The sequence below is a fragment of the Anaerolineae bacterium genome (genome assembly GCA_035529315.1).
Classification (GTDB): domain Bacteria; phylum Desulfobacterota; class Desulfobacteria; order Desulfobacterales; family ETH-SRB1; genus Desulfaltia.
Genome location: DATKWZ010000055.1, coordinates 1 through 13,694 on the forward strand (window position 1 = coordinate 1; position 13,694 = coordinate 13,694).

The window sequence follows — 13,694 nt, forward strand, 5'->3', positions numbered from 1 at the left end:
TAATCCCTTAATTTCAAAACATACCAGATCGTACATGAAGTGCGAAACTTGCAATATGTTTCAGGATCGCTGCATTTGAGACACTTCTCGCACAGATATACATTATGCTTCATGCATATAAATTCGGTTTCCCTGTCGGTATGATTTACACATTTTGCCATAAATTAAGTCAACATGTTTAGCATATCAGTGTTTGAACTGTCCATTTCTTTATGCTACAGGTATTAAAGGTCATGGACAAGGGACAAGGGATCGGGGTTCAGGGAGCAGGTCGAAGCAATTCTTTATTTTATCAACTGCCTAACACCTAACACCTAACACCCAACACCTAACACCTAACACCTAACACTTAACACCTAACACTCAACACCTGATTTTTGAGTATATAACATTATGAAAGAATTTTTTAAAGTAACAAATTTGGAACAGGTCATGAAATATGCTGACGATTTTTTATTGGTTGAAACCGAAGAAATCGATTTGCACGAAACTTTTGAAAGGGTTCTTGGCTCTGACATTGTTTCAGATGTTAATCTGCCGGATTTTATAAGATCAACAAGGGACGGATATGCTGTGCGCGGCCAGTCCACTTTCGGGGCTTCAGAAGGAAGCCCCGCATATTTAACCGTAAAAGGTCGTGTAACCATGGGCACTTGCCCAACCTTTTCAATAGGCCCTGGTGAAGCAGCCAAAATCTCAACAGGCGGCATGCTGCCTGACGGCGCGGACAGCGTTGTGATGATCGAACATACCGAGGCAATAGACAGCGCCACAATCGAGGCATACCGCAGTGTTGCGCCGGGCCAGTATGTTATAGGGGTCGGCGAAGATATAAAAAAGGGGGAGATCATACTCTCTCGCGGCCAAAAACTCAGGTCTCAGGAAATCGGCCTTCTCGCAGCCTTTGGCAAAGAAAGGGTAACAGTATACAAAAAACCGGTAATCGGAATAATTTCTACAGGAGACGAAGTCGTAGAGATAAATGAGACTCCCGGTATGGGCCGGATTCGCGATATAAACACCTATACCCTGTCTGGTCTGGTGCAAAAAGCCGGCGGAATCCCGCTTACTTTTGGCATTGTCAGGGATGATTTTGACGATCTTTTCAGCAAATGCTCCCAGGCCCTTGCCAAATCAGATATGGCGCTTATTTCAGGCGGCAGCTCTGTTGGCGCGCGCGACTTTACCATTGATGTCCTATCTTCCCTGCCTGACTCAAAAATACTTGCTCATGGAATTTCGATCAGTCCGGGGAAACCCACCATTCTTGCCAGGGCGGGAAACAAGCCATTCTGGGGTTTGCCGGGGCATGTGGTCTCAGCCATGATTGTATTCGAAGTTGTTGTCCGGCCTTTTATTGAAAAGATAGGGGGGCTTTCAGGCCAACACAAAAGAAAAGAAAAAATCCCGGCCCTGCTTAGCAGAAACTTATCATCTGCCCAGGGACGGATAGATTACGTCCGGATACGGCTTGTTGAAAAGGATGGTCTGCTGTGGGCCGAACCTGTTTTAGGCAAGGCAGGCCTGATAAATACAATGTTAAAAGCAGACGGCATTATCGAAATAGGGATAAATACCGAAGGGCTCGACAAGGGAAGCAAGGTTTTGGTTATTCCAATTTAATTCTATTTTAGGAAAGTAAAAAAATGACATCTAAGCGTAATGTTTATCTGAAAATGAAAACCCTGACAGAGGCTAGGGAAATTCTTTTTAATCGCTTTCCTTTGACCGAAGCGCTTGAAGGCGAAACAATTCCGGTCCCGGATGCGGTCGGCCGGGTTCTTTCCGGGCCGGTTACAGCCAGGCTTTCATCTCCAAATTTTCATGCCGCCGCAATGGACGGTATAGCGGTCAAAGCCGAATCCACATTCGGCGCCAGTGAAACAAAGCCAAAGGAGCTTGCCATCGGCAAAGACGCTTTTTATATCAATACCGGCCATGTTATTCCTGAAGGATTGAATGCGGTTATTATGATAGAACATATAAACATTATAGATGAAAACCGTATTGAGATAGAGGCTCCCGCCTTTCCATGGCAGCATGTGCGAAAGATGGGTGAAGACATTGTGGCAACAGAGCTTTTGTTCCCGCAAAATCATGCCATCACACCGTATTGCGTCGGAGCCCTTCTCTCCGGTGGAATATTTTCGGTTTCGGTTAGAAAAAAGCCGAAGGTATTGATTATTCCAACAGGTTCGGAACTCGTTGACTGGCGCACGACCTCACTTGAAAAGCTTGAGCCCGGCCAGATACTTGAAACAAATTCATTCATGCTTGGAAAGCTTGTTGAGTCATTCGGCGGCGTGTATGTGCGGCATGAAATGGTGATGGATGATCCAAAAAAAATAAAGGATGCTGTTTATAATGCCGCGCGCAGCGATTTTAATATGATACTTACCGTCGGAGGATCGTCGGCCGGGTCCGAGGATTATACAAAAGGGGTGATTATTGATCTGGGCGAAGTGCTGATCCACGGCGTAACCATAATGCCCGGCAAACCGGTTATTATCGGAGAAATAAATGACAAACCTGTCTTTGGTATTCCAGGGTATCCTGTGTCGGCAATAGTTGCGTTTGAGCAGTTTGTCGCTCCATTACTATGCATGATGCTTGGGCTGCCGGAAAAGGAAAGGCCTGTGGTTCAGGTGGAACCCACGAGAAAAATCGCGTCAAAGTTAGGGGTGGAAGAGTTTGTGCGGGTTAAATTAGGCAAGGTCGGCGACAGGATCGTTGCCACACAACTGCCCAGGGGCGCGGGTTGCATTACGACAATAACCGAGGCAGACGGAATCATAAGGATTCCAAACCATGTTGAAGGGCTGAAAGATCATGAACCGGTCATTGCCGAACTTCTTCGTCCGCTTTCTTCCATAAACAACACCATTGTTATAGTTGGAAGCCATGATAATACGCTTGACCTGCTGGCCGACCGGATAAAGGCCGGCCACGGCAATCTTACCATTTCGTCAAGCCATGTCGGAAGCATGGGCGGACTCATGGCCATCAAAAAAGGCGTCTGTCATGTAGCCGGCTCCCACCTTCTTGACGAAGAGGACGGTTCTTACAATATATCCTACATAAAAAAATACCTGCCGGGCATTAACATCAAACTAATAAATCTTGTGTTTCGAGACCAGGGCCTGATCGTTTTTCCGGGCAACCCAAAGCAAATCAAGGGGATAGAAGATCTTGCCCGCGAAGATATTACGATGATGAACAGGCAGGCCGGATCAGGCACAAGAATTCTTCTCGATTACAGCCTTAAAGGGCTTAACATAAATCCCGGAGCAATAAGGGGATATGAAAATGAGGAGTTTACCCACATGTCCGTGGCTGTGGCTGTGTTGAGCGGGACAGTTGACGCGGGTTTAGGTATTTACGCCGCCGCAAAGGCTCTTAACCTCGATTTCATACCTGTTGTCACAGAAGAGTATGATCTTGTCATTCCTGAAGAATATTTTGAATCAAAAAATATTCAAATCCTGCTTGAAACCATAAATTCACAGGAATTTAAAAAGGCTGTTAAAGCCCTTGGAGGATACCATACTGAAAGGACGGGAGAGATTATTATTTGAAAAAGATGAACTACCGAACGGATTAAAAAACGAACATCGAACATCGAACATTGAACGTCCAACATCGAATGAAAAACAAAAGAAACAGAAATAGCTATTCAATGTTCGATGTTGGACGTTCATATTTGCGTACTCTACGGCTTTGCGGTAAATATAAAACATGAACTACCGGATAATCGATCATACATCCGATTTTGGATTGCGGGTTTTTGCATCCGACATAAAGACCCTGTTTGCAGACGCCGCTCACGCAATGATTGATCAGATTACCGATATCAACGAGTTAAAAGGCTTAAATGAATTTCATGTTCATGTTACAGGAAGCGATTGGCCCGATCTTATGGTAAACTGGCTGAGGGAGGTTTTATATCTCTGGACTGGTGAAGAAAAGCTTGTTAAGAGGGCACAAATTTTATCCCTTTCAGAATATGAGCTGTCGGCAAAGGTGATGTATGATACTTATGAGCCTGATCGCCATATTATAAAAAACGAGATAAAGGCTGTAACCTATCATCAGATATATGTTAAAAGCCTGCCGAACGGCTGGGAAACTCAGATAATATTTGATGTATAGGTGTTGGGTGTTAGGGGATTAGGGATTAGGGATTAGGGATTAGGGGATTAGGGGATTAGGGGATTAGGGATTAGGGATATGGAATTAAAAAAAATAGATGATTACAGGTGGGAGCTGCCGAAGACAGGGGCTATGCGCGTACCGGGCATTATTTATGCGAGCGCCTCCATGCTGAAAGATTCGAATCAGGAAGAACCCTTAAAGCAGGTTGCAAATGTCGCAACCCTTCCCGGAATTATCAAGGCATCGCTTGCCATGCCCGACATGCATTGGGGTTATGGTTTCCCTATAGGCGGCGTTGCCGCTTTTGACTGGGAATCCGGCGTCATATCCCCGGGCGGAGTCGGCTATGATATAAACTGCGGCGTCCGCCTGGCAGGCACATCCCTTGTTGAAAAGGATGTCAGGCCAAGGCTTAATGAGCTTATCAATGCCCTTTTCCAGAATATTCCATCCGGAGTGGGCTCTACGGGCTCAATAAAGCTGTCGTCGGCGGAAGAGATAAAGGTTCTTAAACAGGGCGCCAAATGGGCTGTGAGCCAGGGTTTTGGGACCGATTCAGATATAGAACATACGGAAGACAACGGTTGCATGCCTAATGCCGATCCTGACATGATCAGCAAAAGAGCAATGGAAAGAGGGAAAAAGCAGCTTGGCACTCTGGGTTCAGGAAATCATTTTGTTGAAATAGGTGTGGTCGAAACTGTTTACGATCAAAATGCAGCACGCATATTAGGGCTTTTTGAGGGGCAGGTTACACTGATGCTCCATTCAGGTTCAAGGGGATTCGGATACCAGGTCTGCGATGATTTTCTGGCTGCAATGGCAAAACATATTAATAAATTAGGCTTTGACATACCTGACAGGCAGCTTTCCTGCGCAATGATTCAATCAAAAGAGGGTATGAGCTATTTCAATGCAATGGCATGCGCCGCAAATTATGCCTGGGCCAACAGACAGGTTTTAATGCACAGGGCGCGCGAGGTGTTCTCAAAAACGCTTGGCATCGGACCAAATGAGCTTGCAATGAATCTAATATATGACGTTTGCCATAACATAGCAAAAAAAGAGGTTCATATTATAGATGGGAAAGAGCGGTTGGCCTGTGTTCACAGAAAAGGGGCTACAAGGTCTTTCCCGCCGGGCAGTGAAGCCTTGTGTGATGCATATCGCTCTGTGGGGCAGCCTGTGATTATCCCGGGCGATATGGGAACAGCCTCTTATGTTCTTGTGGGAACACAAAAGGCCATGGACGAAACCTTTGGCTCGACATGTCATGGAGCCGGACGTGTTCTGAGCAGAAAGGCCGCGATAAGGGCAAGCAAAGGCAGGTCAATACAGCGTGAACTGGAAGACAAAGGGATACTTGCCAGATGGACAGGCAGATCCACCCTTGCAGAAGAGATGCCTGATGCGTACAAGGATATTTCGCAGGTTGTTGAGGTGGTTCATGGGGCCGGAATTTCGAAAAAGGTGGCGAAGTTAAGGCCCATGGCGGTTCTTAAGGGTTAAATGAGCCAATCCATCTTAAAAAATATTACCGCTTCATATATAATTAAATTTTTTACTGAAAAAACTCTTGGATAAGGGCTCGTAATGAAAGAACCCGCCCGGGCTATTAATAAAGGTTTTTGTTTTAAGAAAATGTTTTATTTTTAAATTAAATCGATTATGGTTCTTTCATAACGATCCCTAATCCACTCAAACAGTTTCCAGTAAAAAATTTAATCATAGCTGAAGCTGATTGCTTAAAGTTATTCTGGCCTACATTGCCGCAGAGCGGCATAACAAAGATTTTTTATGAATTCATCAAATTCAAAATTTAAAACTCAAAACTCAAAATTATAATATGGATTCATTTCAGGCAATAATATTAGGCATAATTCAGGGGCTGACAGAGTTCCTGCCGGTCAGCAGTTCAGGGCATCTGGTAATTTTTCAGAATCTTTTCGGGCTAAAGGAGCCTGAACTTTTTTTTGATATCAGCGTGCATGTTGGAACCCTTGCGGCTATAGTAATATTCTTCCGGAAAGAGATACGGGCCATAATAATTTCTTTGGCGCATTTTATTGCTCTGGCGTTAAAGAAAAGGTGCTCTTTCCACGATGTTTATGAGGATGAGGATGCAAAACTGGCGATACTTATAGTTGTCGGATCCATTCCAACCGCTATTATCGGTATTTTATTTCATAAAATTGCCGACACCCTTTTTTCCTCTGTAGTTGTTGTCGGTTTTATGCTTATTATAACCGGTTTACTTTTGTGGGGAACGCGATTAATTAAAAAAGATCGCAAAAGCATTAACAGTTTTTCAGTTAGAGATGCCTTAATTATAGGGCTTGTACAGGGAATGGCCATAATGCCGGGAATTTCAAGATCAGGTTCAACTATTGCCGCGGGGCTCTTTTTAGGATTAAACCGTGAGACAGCCGCCAGGTATTCCTTTCTCCTGTCAATACCGGCTATTATGGGAGCCGCAGCCCTTAGCCTGAATAATTTATCGGCCGATAATGTTCTTCCATTAAAGGTTACATTCTTTGGCGCATTTACTTCATGTGTTGTGGGATACTGGGCGCTGAAATTGCTGGTTAAGATAGTTAAACATGGACGCATTCAAATTTTTGCGCCATACTGCTGGGCTATAGGGATTTTGGCCTTAATCTGGTGATTAAAAAAGGAGTAACAGTTCCATGAATTCTGAAATATTCAGAGAATATGATATCCGGGGAATTGCCGGCAAGGACATGACCGAAGCTGATGTCGTATTGATCGGGAAAGGGGTCGGCACATTCCTTAAAAAGCGCGGTCATTCAAATCTCAGCGTGGGCCGAGACTGCAGATTAACTTCCGACCTGTATTCAGAAAAAATCATCGAAGGCTTGCTGTCAACCGGCTGTAATGTGGTCGATATCGGTGTATGCCCGACCCCGGTCTTTTATTTCTCAATCAAGCAGCTCGCGCTGGAAGGCGGCGTAATGGTTACAGCCAGCCACAATCCTAAAGAATACAACGGGTTTAAGCTTTGCATTGATTTAGATTCAATACACGGAAATGATATCCAGAAAATCCTTGCTATTATTAATGAGCAATCGTTTGTTCAGGGAAAGGGCCTGATGTTATCTGAAAATATTATTCCGTCATATATGGAATATATTGAAAAAAATATAAATATATCAAGGCGGATTAAAGTCGGCGTGGATGCCGGCAACGGCACGGCAGGAGTGGTGGCTTTGCCGATATTAAAAAATCTCAAATGTGAGGTCCATGATATTTTTTGTGACATGGACGGAACCTTTCCAAATCATGCAGCTGATCCAACAGTCGCAAAGAACATGAAAGACATTATTGCTCTTGTGAAGGAAAAAGGGCTCGACATGGGAATCGGTTATGACGGCGACGGTGACCGCATCGGTGTTGTTGATGAAAAAGGGAACATGATCTTCGGCGATCAGCTTATGATTATTTTTTCCAGGGAAATCCTGTCAAGAAAACCGGGCGCCACATTCATATCAGAGGTAAAGTGTTCAAAAACAATGTATGAGGATATTGAAAAACACGGCGGCAGAGCCATTATGTGGAAAACCGGACATTCCCTTATCAAAAAGAAAATGAAAGAAGAAAAGGCGGAGTTGGCGGGCGAAATGAGCGGCCACATATTCTTTGCCGACCGATATTTAGGCTTTGACGATGCAATATATGCTTCCTGCCGGCTTATTGAAATACTGGCTGATACCGGAAAGACGATATCGGAGCTTCTGTCCGATGTTCCCCAAACCTATTCAACCCCTGAAATACGGGTTGAATGTCCTGACAATAAAAAATTCAATGTGGTTAAAGAAGTTACCGAATATTTCCGCGAAAAATACAATGTTATAGATATCGACGGAGTTCGAGTGCTGTTTGATGATGGTTGGGGCCTTGTGCGAGCATCAAATACCCAGCCGGCTCTTGTGCTGCGCTTTGAAGCCATGTCTGAAAAAAGGCTTTCAGAAATAAGAAATCTTGTCGAGTCTGTGCTGGCCGATATTGAAAAGATGTTTTAATGAACAAGTTAAATAAGAGAATTTTCGGGACCCTGTTCTTTTCAATATTTGCCACAGTCACAGGGGTAGGGATCGTGGTCCCCCTGCTCCCGGTCTATGCCCACAATCTTGGCGCGAGCGGCATATATATCGGTTTAATATTCGGTGTGTTTTCCCTTTCAAGAACCTTATTTTTGCCGTATTTCGGCGGGCTTTCAGATAAAAAAGGACGCAAACCGTTTATCGTTGCAGGTCTTTTTTTATACAGCTTCATTTCCTTTGCTTTCCTGCTTGCGGATAATGTCCAATCCCTTATCATAATAAGGTTTTTTCAGGGAATCTCATCCGCCATGATGATGCCGGTCATACTGGCATATGTGGGCGATATAACACCGGCAAACAGGGAAGGGCTCACCATGGGCCTTTTTAATATGTCCATGTTCTTCGGCCTGAGCTTAGGACCTCTTATCGGCGGAGCGCTAAAGGACAGATTTAACATGGATGCCTCATTTATCTGTATGGGGCTTCTCGCGTTTACCGGCTTTTTATTATCCGCTTGTCTGCTTCCCCCAAAAAGCTCAGAAAAAATTATCAAAATCAAAGAAAAACCGGCAAGCTGGAGACAGCTATTAAAGAACAGAAATATTGCCGGACTTTTTGTTTTCAGATTTTCCTATGCAGCATGTATCGGGATTATATGGGGCTTTCTTCCTGTATTTGCAGACTTGAAGTTTTCTATTTCCAGTTCATCGATCGGGATTCTTGTTATGACAGGGGTTTTTGTAAGCGGATCCTTGAATATGCCGATGGGTTATCTGGCGGACAGGCTTAACAAAAAAGCCATGGTTGTAACCGGTGGATTGATAATCAGCCTGGCCCTTTATTCATTTCTATGGGCAGGCGGTTTTAAGGGCCTGTTTTTAGCGAATCTCTTTTTCGGAGTCGGAGGGGGCATATCAATATCGGCGCTCATGGCAATGGCCTTATTAAAGGGGAATAAAACTAAAGCCATGGGATCGGTTATGGGGCTGATGACAATGGCGCACAGCCTGGGAATGACGCTGGGGTCCCTTTTCGCCGGCCTGATGATGGATGCCTTTGACCTTGATCTGGCATTTCCTTTTGGAGCCATTATTATGTTTTTGGGAGTTGTTCTTTTCTTTATTTTCACATATAAAAAGAAGGTTGAAACTTCTCTGCTTATAACGCAAGAGGGATAGAGAATAATTTTGAATTTTGAGTGTTGAATTTTGAGTTGAAGGAATTAGGGATAATTTTGAATTAAAAACGATTTTTCTCTGTGGTCTCTGAATAATTACTATGAAACTGTCTTTTTCAGATAAAAGTTTGTATAAAATAAAAGAAAAGATTGAGGCCGGGATTCGCCTTGGCCCTGAAGACGGCATTGTCCTGTATAAAACCAATGACCTGACAGGTGTTGGACGTCTGGCAGACATGGTTCGCCGCAAAAAACATGATCGCAAAGCCTACTATGTGTACAACCAGCATATAAATTACACAAACATCTGTTTGAACCACTGTTTGTTTTGCGCGTATTCCAGAAATGAGGGTGAAAAGGATGCCTTTACATTCTCAATTGATGATGTAAAGGCAAAACTTCTGGAACGGATCGACGAACCGGTTCGCGAATTACATGTTGTTGGCGGCCTTAATCCTTCCCTTTCGTTTGATTATTATCTTGATCTGTTAAAAACCATTAAAGAGATCCGGCCGAATGCAACCATCAAGGCGTTTACCGCTGTTGAGATAGATTATATTTCCAGGATTGCGAATCTGTCTCTGGATGAAACTATAATCAAGCTGAAAAACGCCGGTCTTTCAATGACCCCGGGTGGCGGCGCGGAAGTAATGAGCAACAGGGTTAAAAAAAGACTCTTCCCTAAAAAGATAGACGGCAAAAGATGGCTTGAAATAATGGAAAAGCTGCACGGCGCGGGCATTATTTCAAACGCAACAATGCTTTACGGCCATATTGAAACCATTGAAGAACGCGTAGATCACCTTATCAGATTAAGAGATCTGCAGGATAAAACAGGCGGTTTTTCGGCCTTTATTCCCCTTGCCTTTCATTCAAAAAACACAAAATTATCACAACTTCCAGCCACCACAGCCTTTGACGACTTAAAGAATGTGGCAACAGCCCGCCTCATGCTTGATAATTTTGATCATATCAAGGCGTACTGGGTTATGATAGGAGAAAAACTGGCGCAGGTCGCCCTTTACTTTGGGGCGGATGATCTGGATGGAACCATACTAGAAGAAAAGATTACACATATGGCCGGCGCGAAATCGGCAAAAGGATTGCCCCGCGAACAGATAAAACATCTTATATCTTCGGCAGGGTTTACTCCTGTTGAGCGGGATTCTTTTTATAATCCTGTTTAAGATATTTTACCACGAAGCACACGAAGAACAGAAGATGCTTATGAATTCTATTTGCAAGATTACTGAAAAGGTCGCCTTAAACGAGCGTATCAACGATAAAGAGGCTCTTACACTTTTTACTGATGCCGACACTCTTGTTCTGGCCGACCTGGCCGATAAAAGAAGAAAAACCCTTCATCCCGAGCCTGTTGTTACCTATGTGGTTGACCGGAATATCAATTATACCAATGTATGCGTGTCAGGCTGCCTGTTTTGCGCCTTTTACCGCCCCCTGAACCATCCTGATGCATATATTATCTCAAAAGAGGAGTTGAAAAAAAAGATCGAAGAAACACTCAGCCTCGGTGGAACACAGATACTGCTTCAGGGAGGGATGCATCCGTCGCTGGATTTAGATTTTTACACAGACCTTTTACGCTATATCAAGGAGAATTTCTCTATCCATATTCACGGTTTTTCGCCGCCGGAAATAGCCTTTTTATCGGAAAAATCATCCCTTTCCATCAAGGATACGATAAACCGGCTCATTGACGCGGGACTGAACTCCATACCGGGCGGTGGAGCGGAAATCCTTGCGGATGAAATAAGAAAAAGAATCTCTCCGAATAAATGCAATGCCGGCAAATGGCTTGAGGTAATGAAAACAGCGCATAAATGCGGGCTTAAAACCACAGCAACGATGATGTTCGGACATATTGAGAAGCCAAAACATATAATCGAGCATCTTATAAAAATCCGCGCGCTTCAGGATGAAACAGGCGGTTTTACAGCGTTTATTCCATGGACATTTCAACCCGACAACACCCGCCTCCATACTCAAAAAGCTACTGCTGTGGAATATCTCAGAGTACTCGCCCTCAGCAGGCTGGTTCTGGATAATGTCCCCAATGTCCAGGCATCATGGGTGACACAGGGGGATAAGATTGCCCAGGTTGCCCTTGCGTTTGGAGCAAACGACCTTGGAAGCACGATGATAGAAGAAAATGTGGTGGCGGCCGCGGGAATCAAATTCCGGCTGCCAAAAGAGGAAATGATCCGCCTGATACAGGATGCTGGTTACACTGCGGTTCAAAGGGACTGTTTCTACAATAGTGTTGGTTAAAGTGTTAGGTGGGTTAGTCGCCTCTCGCGACAATTTAAAAAAACAAACCGACCAAATAGTAACTATCTTATTTATCTGATTATATAATTTTACTCTTATATCTGAAACAGGTGCTTTTTATGGAAGAAGTATTAATAAACACAATTGATCTTGAGAATGGACTGGAATTGAAATTATTCGACAGGTCCCGGAAATTAGCTGGTGACAGTTGGCTTGTTTCATTAATTGCCAGGATAGAAATTCCAACCAACGACCCATTGCTTAAAGAGGATGGCTCCTCATCATTAAATTTTGATGAAGCTATAAAGGTCTTAGGGGAAAAATTGATTTTTGAGCGGAAAAGGGAAAGAATTTATATTAACGAGAAAAAAAAGGATGAAGTGCTGAAAGAAATACAGGATTCCTTTTTAAGCACCTCCCTTTCTTATCTTTCACGTTCAGATTTTCCCAGAAAATATATTTTAAAAAAATTTAATGAGAAGATTAAAAAAAGGCTCATGGTATAAAGAAATAACCACCGATTCAACCCCGTCCCCAAGTTAAAGCGATTATTGGCCGTGAAGGGTTATAAAATTAACCAGCTCAGAAATATCACTTTCTGTTATGGTGCTCCCATCTTTTTTTGCCATGGCCCGAATGGTCTTTTCCCAGGCTTCCTTATCTTGCAGAGCGTTGAGTGATCTTTCCAAAGAATGGCATGTTGAACATTTTCTTTTAAAGAGTTCGGCGGAATCAAGGCTAAATATTTCAGATTGGTTTTTCAATTTTTCGAATGTTATCATGCTGTGGGTTCTGATATGATAATGTGTTAAAGTGTTGATGTTTTCATTGCTTATGACTTCATTGATCTTTTTCATCATACGTCTGATCGTTGCCCCCCATTCATCAGGCGTCTTTTCTACTTCCGGAGGGGATTGCATGTTCATCCTTTTATGACATTTCAAGCATTTTGTTTCAAACAATTCTTGGTCTTTTTTCTGCCTTTGGCGGTGGTAACGAACTATTATATTTATTTCATCCTCGCTTATGTCACTGCCCTTTTCTTTGGACATGGCAGTAACTGTCTCCCGCCAGCTTTCCTCATCGCGGTCTAAAGTGACGATCCTTTTGAGGTCGTGGCATCGAGAACACTTTGTCATAATTATATTTTGATGTCTTACATGGTAACTGATTAACAGATTGATTTTGTCATCATTTATATTCTTTTGGGCTTTGGCCATCATACGACGAATCGTCTCTTTCCATTCCTGCTTTGTCTTTATATCCGATAATGATGTTCCTTCTCCATGGCAATGAGTGCATTCCTTCAGAAAAAAATCTTTTTCCGCTTTCTGACTCTCAACATGCATACTTATCAATTTTTCAACATCGGATTTGGTAACCTCGGCACCTTGTTTCCTGCTCATACGATATATGGTATTTTTCCAGGATTTATCGTCTGTTAGAAGCATTGTTCTTTCATTAGCTTCATGACAATTGGAACACTTTTGCTCAAAAATAGAAGCACTCTGGGATTCATTGTGTTTAACTGTTTCAAATCGGCCATAACAATTAAATGTCCAGATCAAGCAAATTAAACAGAAAAATGTTATTTTAAACTTTCTCATAATACTTGTCCTCCGTCTTTTATCGCCTCCAATAGGCAGACAACGCCAAAAGGGGTAAGGGAAAAAAAGGGGTCAGGTCTGCCTTTGACCCTTGTTGATGATGTCTTGTATTTTTTCTATCTGGTTTTTAATTTTTCTGTCTTATTTTTAAGCTTCAAAACTCTTCTTTTATTAAGGTTTGCGTCTTGTATTGTCTTACATGGGTCAACCGTAGACTTGACCCCATTTCCATTAAGGGGTTTTTGCTTCCCCGTCTGCAGGGGTATCCCGTTGAAGCCCTCCCAGAGTCCCAAGAGAAAGTGAGAAACATTAGCGCCCAGCGACCGAGTGCGGTATCCTCCCTCCTGGACGATGATCGTGGGCAGGCGCAGGGACCCGATGCTGCGGCCGTTTTCGTAAAAATCCTTT

General features: G+C 43.3%; 12 protein-coding genes. 10 read left to right on the plus strand and 2 right to left on the minus strand.

Annotation, left to right across the window (positions count from 1 at the left end):
* Nucleotides 1–393: 393 nt before the first annotated feature.
* From glp to VMW78_10170, 10 genes are all read left to right on the plus strand, one after another.
* Nucleotides 394–1,623 (plus strand): gephyrin-like molybdotransferase Glp, encoded by a 1,230-nt coding sequence (gene glp, locus VMW78_10125; GenBank protein HUV51358.1) that lies wholly within the window; start codon nucleotides 394–396, stop codon nucleotides 1,621–1,623.
* A 23-nt stretch (nucleotides 1,624–1,646) separates the two neighbouring features.
* The gene (locus VMW78_10130; protein ID HUV51359.1) at nucleotides 1,647–3,575 is read left to right on the plus strand and encodes a molybdopterin biosynthesis protein; all 1,929 of its coding nucleotides are present in this window, start codon (nucleotides 1,647–1,649) and stop codon (nucleotides 3,573–3,575) included.
* A gap of 160 nt (nucleotides 3,576–3,735) precedes the next feature.
* Nucleotides 3,736–4,149: an archease gene (locus tag VMW78_10135; protein ID HUV51360.1), complete on the plus strand. Its 414-nt coding sequence runs from the start codon at nucleotides 3,736–3,738 to the stop codon at nucleotides 4,147–4,149.
* 78 nt (nucleotides 4,150–4,227) lie between these two features.
* Nucleotides 4,228–5,661 (plus strand): RtcB family protein, encoded by a 1,434-nt coding sequence (locus VMW78_10140; protein HUV51361.1) that lies wholly within the window; start codon nucleotides 4,228–4,230, stop codon nucleotides 5,659–5,661.
* 337 nt (nucleotides 5,662–5,998) lie between these two features.
* The gene (locus VMW78_10145; GenBank protein ID HUV51362.1) at nucleotides 5,999–6,817 is read left to right on the plus strand and encodes an undecaprenyl-diphosphate phosphatase; all 819 of its coding nucleotides are present in this window, start codon (nucleotides 5,999–6,001) and stop codon (nucleotides 6,815–6,817) included.
* Between the two features lie 22 nt (nucleotides 6,818–6,839).
* Complete coding sequence (locus VMW78_10150) at nucleotides 6,840–8,192, plus strand: phosphomannomutase/phosphoglucomutase (GenBank protein HUV51363.1); 1,353 nt, start codon at nucleotides 6,840–6,842, stop codon at nucleotides 8,190–8,192.
* Nucleotides 8,192–9,391, plus strand: coding sequence for an MFS transporter (locus VMW78_10155; GenBank protein HUV51364.1), 1,200 nt, complete (start codon nucleotides 8,192–8,194; stop codon nucleotides 9,389–9,391). The genes VMW78_10150 and VMW78_10155 overlap by 1 nt, the downstream gene beginning before the upstream one ends.
* A gap of 100 nt (nucleotides 9,392–9,491) precedes the next feature.
* A complete protein-coding gene (gene mqnE, locus VMW78_10160) occupies nucleotides 9,492–10,577 on the plus strand; it encodes an aminofutalosine synthase MqnE (GenBank protein HUV51365.1) in 1,086 nt (361 codons plus the stop codon).
* Nucleotides 10,578–10,617: 40 nt separating this feature from the next.
* Nucleotides 10,618–11,679: a cyclic dehypoxanthinyl futalosine synthase gene (gene mqnC, locus VMW78_10165; protein HUV51366.1), complete on the plus strand. Its 1,062-nt coding sequence runs from the start codon at nucleotides 10,618–10,620 to the stop codon at nucleotides 11,677–11,679.
* A 119-nt stretch (nucleotides 11,680–11,798) separates the two neighbouring features.
* Nucleotides 11,799–12,185: a hypothetical protein gene (locus VMW78_10170; protein HUV51367.1), complete on the plus strand. Its 387-nt coding sequence runs from the start codon at nucleotides 11,799–11,801 to the stop codon at nucleotides 12,183–12,185.
* A gap of 42 nt (nucleotides 12,186–12,227) precedes the next feature.
* On the opposite strand, the gene VMW78_10175 is transcribed toward VMW78_10170, so the two are convergent.
* A complete protein-coding gene (locus VMW78_10175) occupies nucleotides 12,228–13,286 on the minus strand; it encodes a hypothetical protein (protein HUV51368.1) in 1,059 nt (352 codons plus the stop codon).
* A gap of 116 nt (nucleotides 13,287–13,402) precedes the next feature.
* The coding region (locus VMW78_10180; protein ID HUV51369.1) for a hypothetical protein at nucleotides 13,403–13,694 on the minus strand (292 nt) is incomplete at its 5' end.

What these genes read in the sequence shown, in the direction of transcription:
- VMW78_10145 (HUV51362.1), top strand. Translation starts at nt 5,999, where the DNA reads ATGGATTCATTTCAGGCAATAATATTAGGCATAATTCAGGGGCTGACA.
- VMW78_10150 (HUV51363.1), top strand. Translation starts at nt 6,840, where the DNA reads ATGAATTCTGAAATATTCAGAGAATATGATATCCGGGGAATTGCCGGC.
- VMW78_10170 (HUV51367.1), top strand. Translation starts at nt 11,799, where the DNA reads ATGGAAGAAGTATTAATAAACACAATTGATCTTGAGAATGGACTGGAA.
- VMW78_10130 (HUV51359.1), top strand. Translation starts at nt 1,647, where the DNA reads ATGACATCTAAGCGTAATGTTTATCTGAAAATGAAAACCCTGACAGAG.
- glp (HUV51358.1), top strand. Translation starts at nt 394, where the DNA reads ATGAAAGAATTTTTTAAAGTAACAAATTTGGAACAGGTCATGAAATAT.
- mqnC (HUV51366.1), top strand. Translation starts at nt 10,618, where the DNA reads ATGAATTCTATTTGCAAGATTACTGAAAAGGTCGCCTTAAACGAGCGT.
- VMW78_10155 (HUV51364.1), top strand. Translation starts at nt 8,192, where the DNA reads ATGAACAAGTTAAATAAGAGAATTTTCGGGACCCTGTTCTTTTCAATA.
- mqnE (HUV51365.1), top strand. Translation starts at nt 9,492, where the DNA reads ATGAAACTGTCTTTTTCAGATAAAAGTTTGTATAAAATAAAAGAAAAG.
- VMW78_10135 (HUV51360.1), top strand. Translation starts at nt 3,736, where the DNA reads ATGAACTACCGGATAATCGATCATACATCCGATTTTGGATTGCGGGTT.
- VMW78_10175 (HUV51368.1), bottom strand. Translation starts at nt 13,286, where the DNA reads ATGAGAAAGTTTAAAATAACATTTTTCTGTTTAATTTGCTTGATCTGG.
- VMW78_10140 (HUV51361.1), top strand. Translation starts at nt 4,228, where the DNA reads ATGGAATTAAAAAAAATAGATGATTACAGGTGGGAGCTGCCGAAGACA.